The sequence below is a fragment of the Corynebacterium segmentosum genome, assembly GCF_900637825.1.
In the GTDB taxonomy this organism is placed as follows: domain Bacteria; phylum Actinomycetota; class Actinomycetes; order Mycobacteriales; family Mycobacteriaceae; genus Corynebacterium; species Corynebacterium accolens.
Map to the genome: position 1 here is coordinate 631,142 of NZ_LR134408.1, position 21,914 is coordinate 653,055.

Sequence of the window (21,914 nt, forward strand, 5' to 3'; positions counted from 1 at the left end):
GGGCTTTATGTTTGCTGTACGTTATGCGCCAGGACGCTTGCCGTGATTAGCGGCCTTCTTGCGGCGATCCTTGCGCTTGCGACCACGCTTGCTCATTGCGCACTCCTTCGTTGAGGGTTTCTGAACTTTATTCAACTGTAGCGGCTAAGGGCGCCGAAACGAAAATTGGGGTAGGGGTTTAGGTTTCCCGGGTCTGTGCTTTTAGGCGGACACGCGGGAACGGCCGCGGCCGCGGTTGCGGCGACGCTTGAGGGCGCGGCGCTCCTCTTCAGACAGGCCGCCCCAGACGCCGGCATCGAGGCCGGACTCGAGTGCCCAGTTGAGGCAGGAAGTAGCGACGGGGCAGCGGTTGCAGACCAGCTTGGCCTTAGCGATCTGGGTAAGAGCAGGGCCAGAGTTACCTACTGGGAAGAACAGCTCTGGGTCTTCGTCGCGGCAAACGGCTTCGTGGCGCCAATCCATGATTGATATCTCCTAACAAATTTTTGACAGCAGTAAATACGAGCGCAATCCGTGCGGGGCAGGAAAGCACCTTGATTTTTAGGTGGTGTGTGAACTGGTCTGCTAGCAGTGGGGCCCGGTCTCGAGGTCGGGCCAGCGTCGCCGCCGCCTATGGTTCACGGTGTTGTTGCCTGAAGTTTCCTCCAGGTTAAGAAGAGGTTTACGCCCTCTTTCTTTTTGCTACTAGAGAATCATGACATGTTTACCCGATCGCCGCTAGGGTTAAAGGCTAAATTGTGGTTAACATCACGCAAATAGGCGCAGTGTGGGGGCCATAAATGTTAAAATCAAATTTTAAAGAAGCCTGTGAGAATCGCCGTGAGCTGCAGCTATAGGTGCTATGTTGTGAGTGTGGTGAGGAAGAGACCGTCAAATCTCCCAGCTCAGCCCCTTGCCCCCGCGCTAGTGCAGGAAACATCGAGGCCTTGCCGTGGGTGGCACAGAAAAAATTCACGCCGGATTAGTAGACTGTGGCTTTGTGTCTAAGCAGAACAAACGCCAGGTAAATAAACAGCAGCGAGATAAGGCGGCAGCGCCCGCGCCGGCACCGGATAGTGCCCCGCAGTCGGTGCTGATAGGCGCTGGCATTGCCACGGTGCAATCCATCGCGGTTATTTGTTTTGGTATTTTCCTCATCGTGCGCGAAGCGATGGGCGCGGAAAATGACTCTATGGTTTCTGATTCCGGATCGGGAAGCTTTGTGGGGCTTGGCACCGCCATCTTTATCTTCATCGTCTTTGGCTTTGTCATCGCAGGCGCCTGGGCCATGGTGAAGGGAAAGCGATGGGGAAGAGGCGCCGTAGTCCTCGTAGAGCTCATCTTGGGCGCGAGCGCGTTTCAAATGTATAGCGGTGGATCCCCGGTACTGGGGACTATCACCCTGTTAAGCGCGGTTGCGGTGCTTTATCTCTTGATGTTTAGGCGCGAGTCCTCGGAGTGGGCCGCCTCGAATTTCTAAGGGTCACTCGCGTTTGGGCCATTCGCGCGGGAGCAGCGAGTGGCACTCGCTTAGTCGCCGCTGAGGCCAACGACGGTATCGCCGCGGGTTTCTACAATGGTCTCGCCCGCTAACGTGAGGTGGACAGGACCGCGGTAATCTCCGCGGTCGACGGCAATTTCGCGCAGTACCTCACCGGTAGACCAGTCCACCACTGATATGCCCTTTTCGGTGGGCATCAGCATGCGCCCAGCCACTGAAATTGGGGTGCCGATGGCGCCGTCAATGACGTGATCGATCCGCAAATCACTGGGGGTTAAAAGGTAGAGGCGCTGCCCATCAAACCACGTCATGTGGTGCGGGAGATCCGCAACGGCCGGGGCGAAAGGGCTTGTGCCGGAATCGATGGCGTCGGAAGGCTTTACGGGGGTAGAAGAAAGCTTGTCGCCCTGGTTGTTGTAGGACTCAATGCGGGGTTCTGGGCCGGGGATATAGACCGCGGCGGCGTCTTGGCCCACCGCGATAAGCCGCGCTCCATCGCGATCGACGGAGACATCCACGTCCATTTCTGGTTCCCGGGAGTCTTCCGGGGTGGTGGTTTGAAACCTTAACCAGGTGGTGTGAGGTTCTTCCGGGCATGATTCCGTCAGCGCGAGATTCTCGGTACGCGTCAACGCCGAAGAAATGGTGCACTCCTCGTGCGGTTGCTTCTGCGCCTCCTGCTTGGCCTCTACGTCGCCGTATTCCACGGTGCGCACGAGATCTGAGCGCCACAGATCGATTCGCCCGGCAGAAACGGTCCCTACCCGGTCATTGGATTGCACGGGTACAACATCCGGGGAATTAATAGCGCTGCGGGTGGAGTCATATTCGCCCGTCGCCGCATCGATGGCAACCGTATCCCCGCAGCCCACGCCCGTGCGATAGGTGGCAACCACCTTGCCCCAGGCGGTCGATAGCGAGCAGATCTCGGCATCACTGCGGGAATAGGTCCAAGCCGTGGAACCGTCGCCATTGGTGGCAGTGAGCACATCGCCATCGTGGCTAATGCTCAACCCGTGGGCGGAAATGGCGCGGTATTGGCCGGGTACGGACTGGTTGGGCAGGCTGTAGGCGGTAGTGAGGGAGGAGGGGACATCGGCAAGCACAGTGGCATCACCTTCCCCAGGAACCGCCTCTTGGTGCAGGTCAGCCTGGTGGATATTGGCGGTGGCGACCGCGCCGCCCACCGCGACGGCGCAGATAGCGCCGATAATGCCGGTGGCCTTCCAATCCGCCGCGGTTGCCCGCAAGATGGGGGCCTTAGTCATCGGCGCCCTCCTCGGGGCGTGCCATTACCGCGCCGAGCTCCGGAACGGGACCGCGACCGCGACTGGGACCGGGATTGGGTCTGTCCCGCGGACCGCTGATGCGCCGGAAGCTGGCCAATCACGCTGGTGGCAGGCCCCACCTTTTCCTGCACACCAGCGGGGATGGACAGCGCCTGGGCAAGCTCCGGGGAGGTGGAGAACCACTGCGGCGGCGTGGCCGAATCTAGGCCCAGATCATCGTTGATGACCTGCCATTTGGCCAGCTCATCGTAGCCTACGAGGGTAACGGCGGTGCCGGTATGCCCTGCGCGGCCGGTGCGCCCGATGCGGTGGATAAACGTCATGGGATCATCGGGAACCTGGTAGTTGATGACATGGGTTACATCATCGACATCGATGCCACGCGCGGCGATATCGGTGGCGACGAGGATATCCACCTCGCCCGAGCGGAAGGCCTGCAGGGACTTCTCCCGGGACTTTTGGCCCAAGTCACCGTGCACGGCGCCGACGCGGAAGCCGCGCTCAGCAAGGTCATCGGCTAATTGCGCCGCCGAGCGTTTGGTGCGGGTAAAGATGATGCTGCGCCCCCGGCCTTGGGCCTGCAGGATATGCGCGATGACCGGCACCTTATCCATGCGGTGGGCCTGGAAGGTGACCTTGCGGGTGGTTTCGTGCGTGACCTCATCCGCATCCGATTCGGCCCGGATGTGTACGGGCTTATGCATGAACTGGCGCGATAGGTTCAAGATGGCGCCCGGCATGGTGGCAGAAAACAGCATTGTTTGGTGCGCATTGCCATCAAGCGCTTCCAAAATCGCCTCTATGGAGGGCAAAAAGCCAAGGTCCAGCATCTCATCGGCTTCATCGAGCACCACGATGGCGACGTGGCGCAGGACCAGATCGCCGCGTTCATGCAGATCGAGCAGGCGGCCTGGCGTGCCGATGACCACATCAACGCCGCGCTGGAGGAGCTTAATTTGCTCCTCATAGGGGCGCCCGCCGTAGATGGCAGCGAGGCGGACCGGCAGGTGTGCGGCCGCGTCCTGCAGATCAGCGGTGACCTGCTGGGCTAGCTCGCGGGTGGGCACGACGATGAGAGCCCGCGGCGTCCCATCCGGTGGGGCAATATCCGCGTCATCAAAAACGCGATCGAGCAGCGGTACGCCAAAGCCAAAGGTCTTGCCCATGCCGGTGCGCGCCTGGCCAATGAGGTCTTGGCCATTGAGCGCAATGGGCAGGGTTAATTCCTGGATTGCAAAGGTTCGCGCGATGCCACGGTCAGCGAGCCCATCGCAGATTTCGGCGGCGACGCCGAGTTCCGCGAAGGTCGGTGGCTGGGTTTTTATGACAGACACACCTTGATAGTAGCCGGGATGGTTATAGTGGGGCCATTGGCATGTAAAATTCTCGTTAGAGGAGGATAATTTTTATGGATATCAAGTTTGGTTTTGCAGATACCCCGCGCGAGCTGATCATTAGCACCACCGGCGAGCAGGCGGAGCTGACGAAAAAGATTAATAGCGCCTTGGCGGAAAACTCCACGTTGGAGCTAGAAGATGACAAGGGCCGCAAGTACCTCGTGCGCACGGACCGCGTGGTGTACGTCGAGGTTGGTGCCGCGAAGAAGCAGTCCGTCGGTTTCGCCGGCGCCTAAGCTTGGGGCTTTCTAAAGGTTTGCTAATTCAGTGTGTGAATAAGCAACCGGGTATCCTCAATGCCTATGGAAAGTAGGCAGAATCGCAAGGCTCAGCAGGGCCATAGGCGAATTCCGGATCACCCGAACCCGGTGGTCCGGTTCGCCCACCGCTACGGCTGGTGGCGTGTGGTGGCTATCCCCGTGATGGTGCTGCTTACCGTCTGGGTGATTGTGGATATCGCGTCTGGCTCTTCGGGCGATGACAATGGCGATGCATCCAGTGCGGAAACTACCGCCGCCGCCACTCCTACCCACGAAGATCTCACGGGCCCGGATCCCGCAAATGCGGAGGCGGTAGAGCGCGAGATTAGTGAGATGCCCCCTGGAAGTGACTTCACCAAAAAGGGAAAGGGTACTTTCCACGGAATCGGCCGCCCCGGTGCTGTAGCCGGTGAAGGCGGCGAGAAGAAGGTCCGCTATTCCATCGAGGTAGAAGATGGACTTAATACCGCTCCCTACGGCGGCGATGATGCCTTTGCCGCAATGGTGGAGGCAACCCTTGCGGATCCACGCGGGTGGACCGCCCAAGGTGACTTCGAATTCGAGCACGTTGCCTCCGCAGACGATCCCGATACTCGCATCCAGCTGACCTCATTAGGTACGGCCGCGGAGCGGTGTGGTGAGAAGATCGAAACGGAAACCTCCTGCCACACCATGTTTACCGGCGAATCCACCACCATCATCAATGAGGCGCGGTGGGTACGCGGAGCCACGCCTTTTGAGGGCGATTTGGGCAATTACCGCCAGTACGTCATCAATCACGAATTGGGCCACGCCATTGGCTATGCCTCCCACCAGCAATGCGGCGGCGAGGGCAAATTGGCCCCGGTGATGATGCAGCAGACGCTGAGCTTGAACAATAAACAATTGCATGACCGCAATCCCAAGGAGGTCTATCCTGATGAGGATGTGACCTGCGAGCCTAACCCGTGGCCATATCCCAATCCGGAGCACAAGGATCCCCACCAACCCCAATAAGGAGTACTGGATGCCGCTTCCCCCAGAGCATGTTTTAAGCGCCTTCCACGCGGAGACCGGAGCGACAGGGTCGCGCCGGGCCCAAGGCGATCAGCTGGGCCCGGTTTGGGATAACGGCATCAAGGTGGGAGACGTTGTCTACTCCCAGGCCGGCCCTTTCGCGGCGTGGTCTGCCAAGGTGCGCGAAAGGCTCAGCGTGCCGGGCGCGCGGGTATCGAGGCCGGTTCTCGCGAGCGACGGGCGCCATACCGCGGCCGGGTGGAAGGCGACGCAGTTCCTTCCCGGCGAGGTCACCGGGCGCATCGATGAAGCGGCGCAGACGGCCTTGCGCTTGGACGATGCCATGGCCAATGCACCTGCGCCGCCGGGGGCGCACCGCGATGATGCCTTTGCCCGCGCGGAGCGCACCGCCTGGGCGGAGACGGGGGAGGCCTACGATAAGGCCGCGCTTGCCGATGTCCCCTTGGTCACCGCTCATACCGCTCTGCTGACCACCACGGTCTTTTATGGCGCGCACCCACCGGGAATCGTGGATCTCGTGCCGAGCCAATCTGCCCGCCCGGCGGGGTGGAGCGCAGCGCTCGTGATCGTGGACGGTTTGATCGCACAGGTGGTAGATGATGATATCTGCCAGCGGTTTGGCCACGTGCCGGGCATGCAGGAGCTTTTGCTGCGGGCGGTGTCTTACCGCCGGCATATCAATGATCTGAATCCGCGGTCGCGCTCGAATGTGCGTTCTAATATTGAGCGGGTAGAACAGTTTCTTGTGTCTAGGGCATCTGCGATACTGGGGCGGTGACTTACAATCCCCATTCCACCGCCCGCGCGGGAGTGGTCTTACCGCCGTCGCCCGAGGTACGACTCATCGCCCGCACCCCGTCCGCATACGCTCGTTCCTGGCCTGTTGAGCTGCCGGAAACCGGTACCTGGAAGGTAACCGGCACCGCTGGAACCGGCGTATCCAGTTTTCTTATCGATACCGTCATTCATGCCCTCGACCGCGCCCAGGAGACGGGGGCAGATCCCTCCGGCATCCTCGTTGTCGCCGCCTCCAAGGAATCCGGCGCCCGCCTGCGCCGCGAGCTTTCGGAACGCCTCGAAGATTATGCGGCACAATCCTCCATGGTCCGCTCCATCCACTCCTTGGCCTTTGCCCTTCTGCGCAGTGCAAGCGACGAGGAATTGCGCCTTATTACCGGCGCGGAACAAGATGCCGTTATCCGGGAATTGCTCGAAGGCCACGCTGAATCCGGCCACGGCGACTGGCCAGAGGAAGTCCGCCCCGCCCTTGAGTACGTAGGCTTTGCCCGCCAACTGCGCGATTTTCTTTTGCGCTCCATTGAACGAGGACTTAGCCCCGCGGATTTAGAGAGCCTCGGAGCTAAGTACGGCCGCGGTATGTGGAGTGCTGCCGGTACGTTCCTGCGCGAATATGAACGCGTCCAAGCCCTATCCGGGGCGCATTCCTATTCCGCGGCCGAGTTAGTCAACCAAGTCTTGCTGCGCCCAGAACTTACGAGTTCGCACCCGTGGCACACCATCGTGGTCGATGATGCCCAGCTATTAGATCCCACCGCGGGCAAGCTCATCTCTCGCTTGGCCTCCGATGCACAATTGCTGGTCATCGGCGGCGATGCGGACCAATCCGTCTTTGCCTTCCGCGGTGCGAATTCGCAGTTCCTCGAGGAATTTCCCGCGGAGAACTCCGTCGAGCTTTCGCAGCCGCACCGCAGCGGATCCCCGGCCTGCGTTTCCATCGTGGATTCTGAGGGCCGCCTGCGCGATGTGGTGGCCGATACCGTGCGCCGCCGCCATTTGGACGATGGCGTGCAGTGGCGCGATATCGCCGTCATTGTGCGCTCAACGGCGGATATTGGCCAGATGCGCCGCACCTTGCTGGCCGCCGGGGTGCCCGTGCATATCAGCCCAACCGACGTCATTTTGGCTGAGCAGCGCCTAGTATCCGCCATGCTCCTTGCCCTGCGCGCCTTGGAAGAAGACCTCAGCAATGCGGAGCTCGAGGAATTGCTTACTGGGCCCGTGGGCGGGGCGGATCCCGTCACACTGCGCCGCCTGATTCGCGGCCTGCGCCGGTGGGCGCCCGATACGCGCGGCATGGATAGCCTGCGAGAGCTCTTGCACGGCGAGCTGCCGGACTTCAACGGACAGCTCACGGAACGCGAGTTTTCTATCCTGGAGCGCGTGCGCGCGGTACTCGCCGCGGGGCGGCAGGCTATACAAGCCCAAGCCTCTGTGGAAGAAATCCTGTGGGAGGTATGGAGCGCCACTGAGTTGGATATGCGCCTGCAGACATCCGCCTTGCGCGGCGGCGCCACCGGCTCGCAGGCGGACCGCGACCTCGATGCCATGATGGCGCTCTTTGACGCCGCCGGTGATTACTCCGAGCGCCGTCCCGGCTCCTCGCTGCAGTCCTTTTTAACCCACATCACCGAACAAGAACTGCCCACCGGCGTCCGCGACCGCCGCACCGCCATCCCGCAGGCCGTAGAGATCATCACTGCCCACGGTGCCGTTGGCCGCGAATGGGATACCGTCATCGTCGCCGGAGCCCAAGAAGGCGCGTGGCCCTCGCTGGGGGAGACCGGATCCATTTTTGGCCAAGAAGATCTCATCGATCTTCTGGACCGCGATATTGAGCCTGATACCCCTGTTAGCCACATTGCCTCCCGTCTGGCAGAAGAGCGCCGGCTCTTCCACGTCGCCACCACGCGCCACCGGAGCCGGTTACTCATCGCCGCGGTGGAAAACTCCAATGAGGATGCCTTTGCAGAGCCTTCCCGCTTCATCGCGGAATTTACCGGGCGCGGGGTCGATGTGCCCGGGACTATGGCGCGCCGGGAAGCCAGCCGCGCCTTGCGCGCCACCCAATTTCCCCGCGAGCTGGGCTTGGATGTTCCCGAGCCGGCACCGGTGTCCCTGCGCGATGGGCTCGAGGTCGATCCCCTCGACGTGGCGGTGCTTTCCGTTCCTTCCTTTGTGGCGCAATTGCGCCGCGTGGTCACGAACCCAGAATCCGGCGAGGCGGAGCGGCGCCAAGCAGCCCGGCAGTTGGCGCGCTTAGCGCAGGCGGGAATCCCAGGCGCCCACCCAGACCAATGGTTCTCCGCGCGCTCTGTGGCATCGCATACGCAGCTGCGCGGTAGCAAGAGCCTATCGCCATCCCGGGTCGAAGCCCTGCTCAACTGCCCGCTCAAGGCGATTGTGGGAAACTTGGCCGAAGATCCCAGCGGCGCCGAGCACCTCTTGCGCGGCACCATGGCACACGCCTTCTTGGAGGCCATCGGCCGCGGCATGGATGCGGAAAAGGCCCGCCTGCTCGTCATGGAAGCCTATGAGCTCATCCTGGATGTTCCGCAGTGGCAGCTACAGAGCAAGTTGGAAGAATTCTCCCGCCTGCTGGAGCGCACGCAGCAATGGGCACAGCAATCCGAGGTTAAAAATGAACTCGCCGGGGTGGAAGTACCCGTCTACGTCGAGGTCGCCCCGGATATTCGGGTAGGTGGATTCATGGACCGCTTGATGAAGGACGGGGATGGAAATTACCTGGTCGTGGACCTCAAGACCGGCAAATCTGCAGCGACGCAGGCAGAGGCAGAAGAAAACCGTCAGCTAATGACCTACCAATTGGCCTTGTCCCGGGGCAGCTTCGACGGGCAGCGCGTGCGCGATGGCGAAGGGATGCCGCGCGCAGGCGGAGTTCTTGTCTATCCCGGAAAAGATTCCAGCAAAATTACCACCCGCACACAAAGCCAGCTTACCGCAGAGGCCCTGGAAGAATTCTCCGCACTTTTGCCATCACTGGCAGCGGAGTTGCGCGGCCCGCAGCTTACCGCCCGCACCAATAAAGATTGCGATAAGTGCCCCATTCGTACCATCTGCCCAGTGCAGGAGGAAGGAAAGATGACCATCCATGCCTAAGCAGGATTTTTCCCCGGAACAAATAGCGAAAGCACTGGGCAAGGACTACCCACCCACTGAGGAACAAGCCCACGTCATCGAGGGTCCTTTTGGCCCCAAGCTCGTGGTGGCTGGGGCCGGTGCCGGTAAGACGGAAACCATGGCCTCCCGCGTGGTCTATTTGGTAGCCAATGGCTACGTGCGCCCAGAGGAAGTGCTGGGGCTGACCTTTACGCGCAAGGCGGCGCAGCAGCTAGAACAGCGCATTCGCCGCCAGCTCATTCAGCTGCGCGATTCCGGGCTCATCGTCCCCGGCAGCCCCGCTGCGGAGGCGCTTAACAATATCGCACCTACCGTGGCCACCTATGATTCTTATGCCGGCGAGCTCGTGCGCGAATACGGCCTCCTGGTCCCAGTAGAGCCCTCGGCGCGCATCATCACGGAAGCAGAGCGCTTCGCCATTGCCTACGACGTGGTGAAAAACTACGGCGGCAAATTATCGGATGAAAAGACCTTGGGTTCCATTACGGAAGTCCTGCTCAAGATCACCTCCGATATGGACAATTCCTTGAAGGATCCGGATGATATCGCCGAATTCGCACGGGATTTTCGCGCCGATATAGACAACCTGGAAAAGGCCCCGAGGACGAAGGGCGAGTATTCCAAGGACCTGCAGAAGTACATCAATGTCCAGGATCTACGCGTGCAGTACGTGCCTTTGATCGAGGAACTCAAGCGCACGCAGGCAGAGCAGCAGGTCATCACTTTTGGCGAGCAGATGTCTGTGGCAGCGCGCCTTGCGCAAGAGCACCCGGCGGTGGGCAAGCAACAGGCGCAGCGCTACCGCGTGGTCATGCTGGATGAATATCAAGATACGTCTTATGCCCAGCGCGTACTCCTGCGCAGCCTCTTTGGTGGGGAACACAAGGACATTTCCGTGACCGCGGTGGGCGATCCCATGCAGGCCATTTACGGCTGGCGCGGGGCTACCTCAGAAAACCTCACCGCGTTTGTGGAGGATTTCCCGCAAGCCGATGGCACGCCTGCTCCCAAGGATCAGCTGACTACCTCGTGGCGCAACCCGTCGGGTGCCTTGGAGCTGGCCAACTCGGTGGCGGCCGGGGTCTTTGGGGGCGGCCCGCGGCCCGTCGATGAGCTGCACGCGGCCCCGCACAAGGGCGAAGGCGAGATTGAGCTGGGCTATTTCGCCAGCGAAGATGAGGAACACGAGTTTATTGCGCAGAAATTAAAACAGCAGTGGGATGCGCGCGAGGGCGATGGCTTTCGCGCAGCGGTGCTGGTGCGTACCAACCGGCAAACCGCGGCCATTGCAGCAGCCTTGGATGCCGTCGATGTCCCCAATGAAATCAATGGCCTGGGTGGACTGCTGTGGCAACCGGAAATCCAGGACCTCGTAGCGCTGGCGACCATGCTGGTGCGGCCGGAAGACGCGCAAGCGGCCCTCCGCATTTTCGCCGGGCCCATTTGCGGGCTGGGAATGGGCGATATTCAAGCCCTTGCCGCGCGCCAAAAGAACCTGGCGGGGGCAAAACAAGAGCGCCTGCAGTGGGAAGAGGGTATGGATCCTGAGGAGTATCTGCGCGCCCAATTAGCGCAGCTTACGGCTGAGGGCCCAGATCAAACGGTGGGGCTTGCCGATGCCCTGGCGGACCTCGGCGAGCGCGACCGCTATACCCCGCAGGGCTTGGCGCGCATGGAAGAGGTATCTGCCAAGCTGCGCTACCTGCGCACCTACTCGCTATCCAAGCCTTTAAGCGATCTCTTTGCGGACATCGAGGCCATCTTCAATATCCGTACCGAGGTCCTTGCCCGCGGCAGCGCCGGGGGAGCCACCCACCTAGATAAATTCGCCGATATCGTCGCCGGATTCCACGGGGATTCCCTGTATGCGCTCCTAGATTATTTGGAGCTCGCACGCGAGCATGAAGATGGCCTTGAGCTCGGGGAGGTGCCCGCCTCAACGGATCGCGTACAAATCATGACCGTGCATAAGGCCAAGGGCCTGGAGTGGGAACACGTCTATGTCGTGCACGCTGACTCTTCGAGCTATAAGGCCCAAGCAGAGACCTTTTTGTCCAAGATCGAAAAGGTGCCCGGTGACAATGACTACATCGAGGTCTCACCGGATGCGGTTACCCGCTCAGAATTCGAAAAAGCCTGCAAGGCATTCTTGGATGATGACCGCGCGCATAACGCGGAGGAAGCGGCTCGCCTGTTTTATGTGGCCCTCACCAGAACCGAGTCCACGTTGACCGTTACCGGCTCCGGCACGAATAACCGGACGGGCAAGGCTAAGAAGGGCCCGTACGAGTACCTCGAAAGGCTAAAAGAAACCTTCCCCCAGTACGTAGGGGAATGGACGGTGCCCGAAGAGCCGGTGGAAACCTCGGCTCATGCGGCAGAAAGTGGGCTCTTCCCGGCCCTTGAAGCAGATCCGGATTCCCTAGCCGGCGCGGATGCGGTCCTAGCCGCGATGGAGGACCTTCCTGAGTTAAGCCACGGCGAGACCTTCGAGTTGTGGGAACAGGATGCGGGCGCGCTCATTGAGGAATACAAGTCCTTGCAGCAACCGGTTGTGGATGTGGAACTTCCCAGTGAACTTACCGCTTCTGACATGGTGGCCCTGGGCAGCGATCCGCTACAGTTTGCGCGCCGGCAACGCCGCCCCGTGCCGTTTAAGCCCAATTCCTATGCCAAGCGAGGCACCGCCTTCCACGCGTGGCTGGAAGAGCGCTTTGGCAGCCCCGCGCTGCTAGGGGAAGAGGAATTGCCGGGCATCGATGAGCCGGAGGATTTCGATCTGGAAGAGCTTAAGGAATCTTTCCTGAATTCCGAGTGGGCGCAGCGCCAGCCGGACTTTGTGGAGGCGCCGTTTGAAATTACCATCGGCAGCGCGGTGGTGCGCGGGCGAATGGATGCCGTCTTCCGCTTGGCAGATGACACCTGGATGGTGGTGGACTGGAAGACTGGCCGTCCTCCCAAGGGCGCGGCCATGGAAGCGGCGAAGATCCAGTTGGCGGTCTATGCCGAAGCCTGGCGGCGCATCCACGGCGGCGATAAAATCCGCGCGGCTTTCCATTACGTTCACGATGGTTATACTTTTGAACCAGATACTTTAGCCCAAGGCGAGGAGCTACGTAGCCTGCTTGAATCGTCAGTAGCAGGCCATTAGGGCTAAGGTATGGGAACGGAACGCGGACGATGAATGGATAGTTGCGTCCCCGTATAACCGGCGAAATGAAAATTCGATCCAGAAAAGAAGGCTGGGCCAGTGGCCAAAAAACATGCGAAGGTGCTCAAAGGGCGTATTAAACAGCGCTTTTTGCCGCAGGTCGAGTTGTCCTCGCAACCTGATCACGCGCTCCTTGATGTCATCACTGTGCCCAAGGATCAAAACGCCAGCCCGTGGCGCCAGTTGGCCAAACGCGCGCTGTGGGCATTTGGCATCCTCATCTTTGTCACCATCGTGGTGTACTTAGACGGTGAGGGCTATAGCGAGGACATGTCGCTTTTGGATTCCTCCTACTATGCCGCCGTCACGCTGACCACCGTGGGGTATGGCGATATCGTTCCGGTTACGGAGCAATCGCGGTTTATCAACCTCGTACTTATTACCCCAGCCCGCCTCGTCTTCCTTGTGCTGTTGGTTGGTGCGACGCTATCCGTGCTCACGGACAAGGCCCGCCGCACCTTTGAAATCCAGAACTGGAGAAAGCAATTGCGTAACCACACCGTCGTTATCGGCTATGGAACGAAGGGCGCTGGGGCAGTCGCCGCGCTCTTGGCAGATGACGTGCCCACCTCCCAGATTGTGGTCATCGATAATAACCGCGCCTCGCTGGCTCATGCGGAACACCATGGGCTGGTCACCATCTTTGGCTCGGGCACCAAGCAGGACGTGCTTAAGATCGCCGGGGTGGAGCACGCAAACTCCATTGTGGTCACCCCGTCCTCGGACGATACCGCGGTGCTGTGCTGCCTATCCGTGCGCGAGCTTGCCCCCAAGGCCAAGATTGTGGCCTCGGTGCGCGAGTCCGAAAACCGCCATCTCTTGCTCCAATCCGGTGCAGATTCCGTGGTGACGTCTGCAGAGACCGCCGGCCGTCTGCTGGGGCTTGCCACCGTGACCCCCACCGTGGTGGAAATGATGGAGGACCTGCTTTCTCCTAACGAGGGCTTTTCCGTATCAGAGCGCGCCGTGCGCGAGTTCGAGGTTGGTTCCAACCCGCGCCACCTGGCGGATATCGTGCTCGCGGTGCTGCGCAATAACGAACTTCACCGCGTTGATACCGCTGATGCCTCCGCACTGAAACCGGGCGACCGCCTGCTGTATATCAAGCATGACTTGGAACAACCCGTGGAAGTGCAAGATGAGGACGAGGAGGATTAATTGTATTTGCCCGTAACGCATACGGGACTAGTGCCTGCCACCGCCAGTGGGGACGCCGCGTTGGTGGAGGAATTGCCGGAAGGCGTGGGGACACCGGAGATGGTGGACATCGGCACGCTGCACGTTTTTGCCTGCCCGGAAGCAATTGCGCGGCGGATGGGGCAGTTGCAACCTGCGACCTTTTTCGCCGATGATTCCCTCGTCATGCAGGCCATTGCCTTGATTCGCAACCGGCTGGAGCAACGCTTCGATCCGCGCACGGGCCACCCGTTGGACTATCCCACGCCGGGTATTATTGGCCGCGATCCGCAGGATTCGCGCCGCATGGTGTTTCCGCGCCTAGACCCGGCGGTTATCGGGCTCATTGAACTCAAGGGCGAGGAGCAGATTTTGCTGGCGCGCAATCGCGGGCGCAATAGCTTCTTTTCCTTGATCGCCGGATACGTGGAACCGGGAGAGACCATTGAGGCCGCCTTTGCCCGCGAAACCATGGAGGAAACTGGGCGGCGCATTGAGAATCTTCGCTACTGGGGATCCCAGCCGTGGCCGCCGAGTGGCTCGCTTATGCTGGGCTTTCACGCAGAGACATCGGATGTCCAGCCCACCTGCCATACTGATGGGGAACTGGAAGAAATTCGTTGGGTGACCCGCGCCGAGCTGCCTAAGCTCCCGTTGGCCACCGCGGGTTCTATCGCACACACGATGATTATGGAGTGGTATCACGGTGAATAAGCCGGATTTGTCCCTGCTGGATGAGGATCAACGCCGCGCGGCCACCGCCCCGCGCGGGCCGGTGTGCATTTTGGCGGGCGCGGGCACCGGTAAGACGCGCACCATTACCTATCGCATCGCCAATATGGTGGATCAAGGATTCGTAAACCCCCAGCGCGTTTTGGCCGTGACCTTTACCGCGCGTGCGGCAGGAGAAATGCGGGATCGCCTGCGCATGATGGGCGTGGCTGGTGTGCAGGCCCAAACCTTCCACGCGGCCGCGCGGCGCCAGCTGAAGTATTTCTGGCCACAGGTCGCAGGCGATCTGCCGTGGACGCTTTTGGATAATAAATTCCCGCTGGTAGCCCGCGCGGTGCGCTCGGTGGGGCTGGATAATTCCAAAGACATGATTCGCGACGTGCTGGCAGAAATCGAATGGGCGAAATCCGCGCTGGTCAGTGCGGAGGACTATGAGAGCGTCATCGCGGAAACGGATCGCACCGCCCCGGCCGATGCCGCCAAGGTGGCCGAGGCCTTCCGGCGCTACGAGAAGGCCAAGGCTACCCCGGATATGATGCATCTGGACTTCGATGATCTGCTCATGCACATCGCTGGCGCCATCGAAAACGTCCCGGCCATTGCAGAGACCTTCCGCGAGCAGTACCGCACCTTCGTCGTTGACGAGTACCAGGACGTCACGCCCCTGCAGCAGCGCGTGCTGAATGCTTGGCTGGGTGATCGCGATGATCTCACCGTGGTGGGCGATGCCAACCAGACCATCTATTCCTTCAATGGCGCCTCGCCGGAGTACCTGTTGAATTTTTCGCGCAGCTATCCGGACGGGACCATCGTCAAGCTGCAGCGCGACTATCGTTCCACGCCGCAGGTCACGGACCTGGCTAATCGGGTCATCGGCAAGGCGACGGGGCGCGCGGCGGGCACCCGCTTGGAGCTGCAGGGCATGCGCGAGCCTGGGCCGGAGCCGACGTTTAAGGCCTACGAGTCTGAGGAAAATGAGGCGCAAGAGGTGGCCGGGCAGGTGCTGACCCTGCTCAACCAGGGCGTGCCGGCCTCAGAGATTGCCATCTTGTACCGCATTAACGCCCAGTCGGAGCAGTTTGAGCAGGCGCTTGCCGATGCCGGAGTGGTCTACCAAGTCCGCGGCGGTGAAGGTTTCTTCCGCCGCCCGGAGATTCTGGAGGCCATTCGCGTGCTCATTGCCGCCACGCGCCGCGATGATTTGCCGGAGGACCCCGTGGCGATTGCGCGGGCCGCCTTCGTCGAGCTTGGGCTCAGCGCCACCGAACCGCAGGGCGCGCAGGCCCGCGAGCGCTGGCAATCGCTGAACGCGCTGGTGGGATTGATTGAGAAGATCGTGGAATCCACCCCGGGCATCGATCTCAACGGGGTGCTGGGTGAGCTGCGCCGCCGCTCTACCGATAAGCAAGCCCCCGCCATGGAGGGCGTTACTCTCGCTACGGTGCACGCGGCAAAGGGCTTGGAGTGGGACGCCGTCTTCCTCGTCGGACTGAGCGAAAAGCTCATGCCCATCAACCACGCCATTAAGGCGGGTAACGAGCAGATCGAGGAAGAGCGCCGCCTGTTTTATGTAGGCATTACCCGCGCCCGCGAGCACCTAGCCCTGTCGTGGGCATTGGCGAAGACCGCCGGTTCCAGGGCCTCCCGGGAGCGCACTCGGTTCCTCGACGGCATCGCGCCAGGCGTGGAATCGGCTGCGGGAAGTGGGCGCTCCCGTCGCCCGAAGCGCTGCCGCGTATGCAGCGGTGTTCTAGAGACCCCAGCGGAAAAAGTCATTGGCCGGCATGAAGACTGTGAGGGCAATGGCGATGACGAGGTGTTTTCCGCCCTGCGTTCGTGGCGCGCGCAGGTTGCCCGGGAAGAAAAGGTTCCGGCATACGTTATCTTTACCGATGCCACGCTGCAGGCCATCTCAGAAGAGCTGCCGGTAGATGAGGCGGAGTTGCTGTCCATTTCCGGAATAGGGCCCAATAAGCTGGAGCGCTACGGCGAGCAAATCCTAGAGGTCATTCGCTCTGTGCGGTTGTAGCCAGGTTGACCTTGCCGCCGAAGCACACCGGGCACCGCGGATGGGCGATGGCCGTGCGCTGCTGGTGGCGGCCGTAGACGTCTACCTCCCATTGTTGGCCTGGGCGCGGAAATGAGGTTGGCGCGCCTGGCGGGAGGGGGCGTTTGCTTAGGCGGCGGATCACCACCTGTGCTTGGGCCGCTACCGCATCGATGACCAGCTTTTCTGGCTGCCTGCGCACGCTGGTGAGCTGGGAGGCAATGGTGCTCCACTGCGGATCCGCATCCACGCGGAATAAGTGAATGCACAGCGGGCAGGGGCCTTGCCCTTCCACACGCAGGGGCCCGATGATGCCGCGGTTATCTTGTAAGGAAATGGGCAGCCAGGTTGTCGGGGTGCCGGCAAGCGCATTGGCGCAATCGATGGGGCAGTGGAGCTGGTCGATGGCAAGCACCGTAAAAAGCCCATCGAGGTCGTGGATATAGGAAAAGATATTGTCCTCATCAAGGGGGATGCGCACCGTATATCCATCTGCTGCCAAGCGGGCGCGCAACTCCAGAGCAAGCGGGGATTCACCCAGCATGATGATGGTTTCATGCTGCTCGGGATGTGGTGGCTGGGGCCAGAGGATGCCATAGTCCAGAGCATCATCGATGAGGCTGCTGGCGGCGGCGCTATCCAAGCCGGCCGCTTCCAACCGCGCCGCCAATTCCCCGGAATCGACCGGCTGATGGGCCGTGGCAAAAGCGCGGGCCACACCTTGCGCATTGCCCGTATCCGCCACCGCCACCCGGGTGGCGTCCATCCCAAATTGCACCACGGAATCCTCGCGGCAAAATACGCCACACCCTGGAGCTAATGTCACACGTTGAGCCGTGCCTTGTGAGGCAGTCACTGGTTTTCCCCTCGATTCCCCTTTTATCACCCCGAATACGGCATATGTGCCGCATGTGCGTCCATTGCACCACAGGTACAATGGCCTGTCATGTCGAGCACGCAACCACCAGGACGTACCCACCCTGAGGTCAAGGTTATCCGCTCTGCGCGGCGGCGAAAGTCCGTGCAGGCGCGCATGGTGGCCGGGGTATTAGAAGTGCGCATTCCGGCCTGGATGTCCGCCCGCGAGGAAAACGAGGCGGTACAGGATATGCTCGCGCGCTTAGAAAAGAAAACCGGTGGTGCGGCGAAGACCGATGCGGCGCTCCTCCAGCGCGCCGAACAGCTCAACGCACAGTACCTGGACGGGCGTGCATGGATTGGGTCCATCCGGTGGGTGAGCAATCAAAATGCGCGGTGGGGTAGTTGTACTACCTCCACCGCGGATATCCGGCTGAGCAACCGCTTACAGCAGGTGCCGGATTATGTGTTGGATTCGGTCATCATCCATGAGTTGACCCATACCTTCATCCCGCGTCATGGGCGCGAATTCTGGCAGTGGGCCGATAGGGCACCCCACGCCGAGCGGGCCAAGGGCTACCTTGAGGCCTACCAGCGCTGGGGCGGTTAGCGCGAGCTACTTATCCTCGCCGCCGTTGTCCTTTTCGGAGCTGTTGTCGCCGTCGTCCGCGTCGTCGCTGCTCTGCGCGTCCTTGTCTTCTGCAGAATCCTTGTCCTCTTCGGACTTGCTTTCGGAGTCCTCGCCGGAGCCCTCGCCGTTTTTGAGCATCTCTTCGAGCTTGGCAAATTCTTCCTCGAAGCCCTCATCCGGCTCATCATCCAAGAGGGAATCGATGAAGGCGGCCGGGTTATCGAGGTGCTCTGCGGTGGGCAGGAAGTCTGGGTGGTCCCAGGCCTTATCGCGCTTTTCGGCACCTACGGCCACGGTGGCGCGGCGCCACAGCTCGGCGGCCTCGGTGACCTTGGGGGCGTTGAGCTCGATGCCCACGACCTTGCTAAAGGCCCGCTCGGCAGACCCGCCGGTGCTGCGGCGGTGTGCCCAGGCCTCAGTGAGCTTGGAGGTGGAGGGGATGCGCTCGCCCAAGGCCTCGCTTACGACGTGCTCGGCCCAGCCCTCGACCAAGGCCAGCAGGGTTTCCAGCCTGGAGGCGGCGGCGGTGTTCTTGGAGGTAACCCGCGGAGAGAGATCCATTCCCTGCAGTTTGCTCATGGCTTCCTGGATGGCCTGCGGGTCGCCGGATTCCAGGTTCAGCTCGCGGGCGAGCTCTTCAATGTGGGAGGTATCAATGACCAAGCCGATGGCGTATTCCTCCACGGAGGAGACGATGCGCTCTACCAGCCACGGCACGTGCTTAAACAGGCGCTGGCGGGCGGCCTCGCGCGCGGCGATATAAACCAGTACCTCTTGGCCCGGAACGTTGAGCTCGCGCGCGACCTTCTGAATGGTATGCGGCAAAAGCGCCACCGTATTGGCCGGGGCGATGGGCAGGCCAAAATCGGAGCCGGTCAGTGCCTGGCTGGCGAGATCGCCTAGGGCGTGGCCTAGCTGCATGCCGAAATTCATGCTGGACATCTGGCCCATCATCTTGGTCATCGGGCCCATCATTTCGCGAGCCTCTTCCGGCATGGATTCCAGCTGGGCATCATTCATGTGCTGGGCCACGGGGGTGACCATGCGTTCCCAGGCGGGCATGGTTTCTTCCAGCCACTGCTTGGAATCCCATGCCTGCGTGGTACCGGAAGCGGTGGGGAGAATAGAGGCATCGTCAAGCCAGAGCTCCGCCAGGCGCACCGATTCTTCTACTGCCTTGGAATCTTCCGCGCTGATGTCTTTTGACTTGGGGATCTGCTGCAGGGCGATGCGCTTGGCCATATCGTAATTGACCGGCCCGGAGTTCTGGGGCGAGTTCATGGACGAGCCCATGCCGGATAGCATCTGACCGAACTGGTTCAGCATGTCTCCGAGGCCGCCACCATTACCGCCGCCGAATGCGCCGAACGGGTTCTGGTCACGACGGCCGTCATTATCGTCGTCATCGTTATTTGGGAAAGAAAAACCGAATCCGTTGCTCATGCGCTCCAATCTACCGGCACCGTGCGGAAAGTTTCCATGATCACAGCAACGCTGACAGCGAACAGTACGCCAAAGGTTGTAGGCTATTGCTTCGTGAATTCTCCTGCTAGCCGTCGCGTCCGCACCATCGCCTGGGGTGCTATCCCCGTTGTGCTTACCGGTGCGTTGGTATCGCTTGACCATATCCCGGGCACCGATGTCTCGCTGACCGTTCCTTATGCCGCCGAAGGCCCTGGCCCCACCGTGGATACGCTGGGCGAGGTTGATGGCACCCAAGTCGTTGATGTGCAGGCGCCAAAGACCTATAAGCCCAGTGGGCACCTGAATATGACCACCGTATCCGTGCGCACCAATATGACCTTGGCGCAGGCGTTGGGGCGCTGGACGCTTACCGATGACACCCTGGTGCCCATCGATACCGTCATTCCGCAAAACATGACCGATGAAGAGGTCCAAGAATCCAATAAGCAGGCCTTTACCCAATCGGAGTCCGCGGCCACCATCGCGGCGATGGACTATTTGCACCTGCCGGTCAAAATCACCGTGGCCGAGGTCATCGAGGACGGCGCCGCTTCGGAGCACCTTAAAAAGGACGATGTCATCACCGCCGTCGATGGCACCGAGGTCACCGAGCCAAGCGAGGTCCAAGACATGATCAAGGACAAAAGCCCCGGCGATAAGGTAAAAATCAGCGTCACCCGCGGGGACAAAGAGCTCAGCGAAGAGATTGAATTGGGCGAAAACCCGCACGATAAGGGCAAGGCGTTGCTGGGAATCGCCATGCTATCGCAGCCCAAGGACGATATTTCGGTGAACTACAACCTGCAGGATATCGGCGGGCCATCAGCGGGAATGATGTTTACCCTGGCGGTCATCGATAAGCTCAGCGATGAAGACTTAACCGGCGGTACCTTCGTGGCCGGCACCGGTACCATTCAGGCCGATAGCAAGGTTGGGCCAATTGGTGGCATCGAGCATAAAATCGCCGCCGCGCACGAGGCAGGCGCCGAGCTCTTCTTGGCGCCTAAGGACAACTGTTCAGCGGCGGCCGGCAGCGACCACGGCGATATGACCATTGCGCAGGTAGAAAACCTCGACGATGCCGTGGCGGCCATGAAGGACTTTGCGGCGGGCAAAGACGTCAAGGAATGCACCTAATAAAAACTCATAAGGCCGGGGCCTAGTCCTTTACTAGGCCCAATTCCTTAATTTTTTCTTCCGGGTCCACCTGGTCAGAAGAGATCATCTGCTGCATGACCAGGCCTTCCTTATTATCCACCACGGTGATAACGGCCGTGGTGCCCAACGTGGACCAGCCGACGACGCGATCGCCATCGTCTTCGATGGCATGGGAGCTGCGCAGCTCTGTAAGTACCTGGGTGGTCTGGGAGGCCTTGGAGTGCGACTTAAAGAACTGGAATTGCCCCACCTTAGGGCCGGAGCAATTGTAGGAAGAGTCCCCGCCGGTGGAATCGCAGCGCTCAAACTGGGCGAATAAGTCCTTGGGTGCCAGCGACTTATATACGTCGTAGACTTTGGCGACTGACTTATCCAATTCGCCGCCAGCACTCGGCTCGCGGGTGGTGCTTTCCTCGGAAGCCTCGTCCTCGTCCTTGTCTGCCGATTCTGACTCCGTGGAAGACGTGGAGGATTCGGTGCTTGATGCCGCGGACTCCTTGTCGTTCTCAGAGGTCGTGGTGGTGGTGGCCGCAGAGGTGGTCTCTACGGGGGCATCGTCAGGCGCATCAGCATCGGAAGAACAACCTGCCGCAGCCACGCTGAGCCCTAGTAACGCCGCCGCGGTAGCGGTGCGGGCAGAAGAACGGCGGGTGAAGGAAAGGCGTCGCACTGTATAGAACTCCTTGGTTGCGGGCTTAATTGCCACTTAGTCTAGTTCATCCGGATCCTGGTTGAGGCCATAGCGCAGCGCGGCGATTACGCCAGGGGCCACCTGCGGGCCGCCGCGGAGCTGAATATCGTCCTCAGCAAAGGGGCCGGCCGCCTCAAGCTCTTCTTCAGTGGGCCGCAGCTGCAGCAAGGTGGTCTCAATTCCTTCCTCGCGCAGGGCACCCGAATACAGGCGCGCCGGGCGAGGGGAGGGGTCCTCGCTAGAAGTATCCCGGAACTTGATCTCCTGGGCCAAGATGGCGCCCGCGACCTCGCGCGGCCAGGCCAAGCGGGAGACGTAATCAGCCAATTCCTCGGAACCCGGCTCGATGTTTTCCGGGACATTGTCTTGCACGATAAGGGTCAGCGGGGACGCGGTTTCCTCATCCATGGCCGCTAGCTGGTCCGCCACCAGATGGGTGGGAACAAGGGCGAAGATGGTGGGGCGGGCGTCCCAACCTTCAGCATGGACGAACTCCACGGCCTCCGTCATAGCGCGGTTTAAAGCTGGCTGTGATAATTCGGGGGAACTCATAGGCATCCTTAT

The 21,914-nt window shown here is 60.8% G+C and carries 19 protein-coding genes; 11 read left to right on the forward strand and 8 right to left on the reverse strand.

Annotated elements, in window-relative coordinates; translation table 11 throughout:
- Window positions 1-21: 21 nt before the first annotated feature.
- Window positions 22-96 (reverse strand): 50S ribosomal protein bL37, encoded by a 75-nt coding sequence (locus EL217_RS11465; protein WP_369707509.1) that lies wholly within the window; start codon window positions 94-96, stop codon window positions 22-24.
- A 105-nt stretch (window positions 97-201) separates the two neighbouring features.
- Window positions 202-462, reverse strand: coding sequence for a WhiB family transcriptional regulator (locus EL217_RS03140; RefSeq protein ID WP_126318533.1), 261 nt, complete (start codon window positions 460-462; stop codon window positions 202-204).
- 517 nt (window positions 463-979) lie between these two features.
- On the opposite strand from EL217_RS03140, the gene EL217_RS03145 reads away from it, so the two are divergent.
- Window positions 980-1,459 (forward strand): hypothetical protein, encoded by a 480-nt coding sequence (locus EL217_RS03145; protein WP_232018383.1) that lies wholly within the window; start codon window positions 980-982, stop codon window positions 1,457-1,459.
- Between the two features lie 50 nt (window positions 1,460-1,509).
- Here EL217_RS03145 and EL217_RS03150 read toward each other — a convergent pair whose 3' ends face one another.
- Both EL217_RS03150 and EL217_RS03155 read right to left on the reverse strand, forming a co-directional pair.
- Window positions 1,510-2,748, reverse strand: coding sequence for a hypothetical protein (locus tag EL217_RS03150; protein WP_126318537.1), 1,239 nt, complete (start codon window positions 2,746-2,748; stop codon window positions 1,510-1,512).
- Entirely contained in the window at window positions 2,745-4,103 is a 1,359-nt protein-coding gene (locus EL217_RS03155; RefSeq protein WP_126318539.1) for a DEAD/DEAH box helicase, read from the reverse strand. The genes EL217_RS03150 and EL217_RS03155 overlap by 4 nt, the downstream gene beginning before the upstream one ends.
- A gap of 74 nt (window positions 4,104-4,177) precedes the next feature.
- Between EL217_RS03155 and EL217_RS03160 the strand changes: the two genes are divergently transcribed.
- From EL217_RS03160 to EL217_RS03195, 8 genes are all read left to right on the forward strand, one after another.
- Complete coding sequence (locus tag EL217_RS03160) at window positions 4,178-4,402, forward strand: DUF3107 domain-containing protein (RefSeq protein ID WP_005277549.1); 225 nt, start codon at window positions 4,178-4,180, stop codon at window positions 4,400-4,402.
- A 66-nt stretch (window positions 4,403-4,468) separates the two neighbouring features.
- Window positions 4,469-5,422: a DUF3152 domain-containing protein gene (locus tag EL217_RS03165; RefSeq protein WP_126318541.1), complete on the forward strand. Its 954-nt coding sequence runs from the start codon at window positions 4,469-4,471 to the stop codon at window positions 5,420-5,422.
- Between the two features lie 10 nt (window positions 5,423-5,432).
- On the forward strand, window positions 5,433-6,221 hold the full coding sequence (locus tag EL217_RS03170) for a hypothetical protein (RefSeq protein ID WP_005277551.1): 789 nt from the start codon (window positions 5,433-5,435) through the stop codon (window positions 6,219-6,221).
- 32 nt (window positions 6,222-6,253) lie between these two features.
- Entirely contained in the window at window positions 6,254-9,361 is a 3,108-nt protein-coding gene (locus tag EL217_RS03175; protein ID WP_172596738.1) for an ATP-dependent helicase, read from the forward strand.
- On the forward strand, window positions 9,354-12,533 hold the full coding sequence (locus EL217_RS03180) for an ATP-dependent helicase (RefSeq protein WP_126318543.1): 3,180 nt from the start codon (window positions 9,354-9,356) through the stop codon (window positions 12,531-12,533). Before EL217_RS03175 ends, EL217_RS03180 begins: the two co-directional genes overlap by 8 nt.
- Before the next feature lie 99 nt (window positions 12,534-12,632).
- Complete coding sequence (locus EL217_RS03185; RefSeq protein ID WP_005277555.1) at window positions 12,633-13,751, forward strand: potassium channel family protein; 1,119 nt, start codon at window positions 12,633-12,635, stop codon at window positions 13,749-13,751.
- Window positions 13,752-14,483, forward strand: coding sequence for an NAD(+) diphosphatase (locus tag EL217_RS03190; RefSeq protein ID WP_126318545.1), 732 nt, complete (start codon window positions 13,752-13,754; stop codon window positions 14,481-14,483).
- The gene (locus EL217_RS03195) at window positions 14,476-16,530 is read left to right on the forward strand and encodes an ATP-dependent DNA helicase UvrD2 (protein ID WP_005281820.1); all 2,055 of its coding nucleotides are present in this window, start codon (window positions 14,476-14,478) and stop codon (window positions 16,528-16,530) included. Before EL217_RS03190 ends, EL217_RS03195 begins: the two co-directional genes overlap by 8 nt.
- On the opposite strand, the gene EL217_RS03200 is transcribed toward EL217_RS03195, so the two are convergent.
- Window positions 16,508-17,374 carry a hypothetical protein gene (locus EL217_RS03200; protein ID WP_232018384.1) on the reverse strand — a complete coding sequence of 289 codons (867 nt, stop codon included), beginning with the start codon at window positions 17,372-17,374 and terminating at the stop codon, window positions 16,508-16,510. The genes EL217_RS03195 and EL217_RS03200 overlap by 23 nt on opposite strands.
- A gap of 120 nt (window positions 17,375-17,494) precedes the next feature.
- Here EL217_RS03200 and EL217_RS03205 point away from each other — a divergent pair, with 120 nt between their 5' ends.
- Window positions 17,495-18,016 carry a M48 family metallopeptidase gene (locus EL217_RS03205; RefSeq protein ID WP_126318547.1) on the forward strand — a complete coding sequence of 174 codons (522 nt, stop codon included), beginning with the start codon at window positions 17,495-17,497 and terminating at the stop codon, window positions 18,014-18,016.
- Between the two features lie 6 nt (window positions 18,017-18,022).
- Here EL217_RS03205 and EL217_RS03210 read toward each other — a convergent pair whose 3' ends face one another.
- On the reverse strand, window positions 18,023-19,480 hold the full coding sequence (locus EL217_RS03210; protein ID WP_035108331.1) for a zinc-dependent metalloprotease: 1,458 nt from the start codon (window positions 19,478-19,480) through the stop codon (window positions 18,023-18,025).
- 93 nt (window positions 19,481-19,573) lie between these two features.
- Between EL217_RS03210 and EL217_RS03215 the strand changes: the two genes are divergently transcribed.
- Window positions 19,574-20,638, forward strand: coding sequence for a PDZ domain-containing protein (locus tag EL217_RS03215; RefSeq protein ID WP_034653501.1), 1,065 nt, complete (start codon window positions 19,574-19,576; stop codon window positions 20,636-20,638).
- Between the two features lie 22 nt (window positions 20,639-20,660).
- Here EL217_RS03215 and EL217_RS03220 read toward each other — a convergent pair whose 3' ends face one another.
- Both EL217_RS03220 and EL217_RS03225 read right to left on the reverse strand, forming a co-directional pair.
- A complete protein-coding gene (locus tag EL217_RS03220; protein ID WP_023016930.1) occupies window positions 20,661-21,329 on the reverse strand; it encodes a hypothetical protein in 669 nt (222 codons plus the stop codon).
- Between the two features lie 36 nt (window positions 21,330-21,365).
- The gene (locus EL217_RS03225) at window positions 21,366-21,902 is read right to left on the reverse strand and encodes a PPA1309 family protein (protein ID WP_005277569.1); all 537 of its coding nucleotides are present in this window, start codon (window positions 21,900-21,902) and stop codon (window positions 21,366-21,368) included.
- Between the last annotated feature and the right edge of the window lie 12 nt (window positions 21,903-21,914).

Coding starts and splice junctions, on each gene's coding strand:
- EL217_RS03140 (WP_126318533.1), bottom strand. CDS start 462: ATGGATTGGCGCCACGAAGCCGTTTGCCGCGACGAAGACCCAGAGCTG.
- EL217_RS03150 (WP_126318537.1), bottom strand. CDS start 2,748: ATGACTAAGGCCCCCATCTTGCGGGCAACCGCGGCGGATTGGAAGGCC.
- EL217_RS03160 (WP_005277549.1), top strand. CDS start 4,178: ATGGATATCAAGTTTGGTTTTGCAGATACCCCGCGCGAGCTGATCATT.
- EL217_RS03165 (WP_126318541.1), top strand. CDS start 4,469: ATGGAAAGTAGGCAGAATCGCAAGGCTCAGCAGGGCCATAGGCGAATT.
- EL217_RS03170 (WP_005277551.1), top strand. CDS start 5,433: ATGCCGCTTCCCCCAGAGCATGTTTTAAGCGCCTTCCACGCGGAGACC.
- EL217_RS03180 (WP_126318543.1), top strand. CDS start 9,354: ATGCCTAAGCAGGATTTTTCCCCGGAACAAATAGCGAAAGCACTGGGC.
- EL217_RS03205 (WP_126318547.1), top strand. CDS start 17,495: ATGTCGAGCACGCAACCACCAGGACGTACCCACCCTGAGGTCAAGGTT.
- EL217_RS03210 (WP_035108331.1), bottom strand. CDS start 19,480: ATGAGCAACGGATTCGGTTTTTCTTTCCCAAATAACGATGACGACGAT.
- EL217_RS03225 (WP_005277569.1), bottom strand. CDS start 21,902: ATGAGTTCCCCCGAATTATCACAGCCAGCTTTAAACCGCGCTATGACG.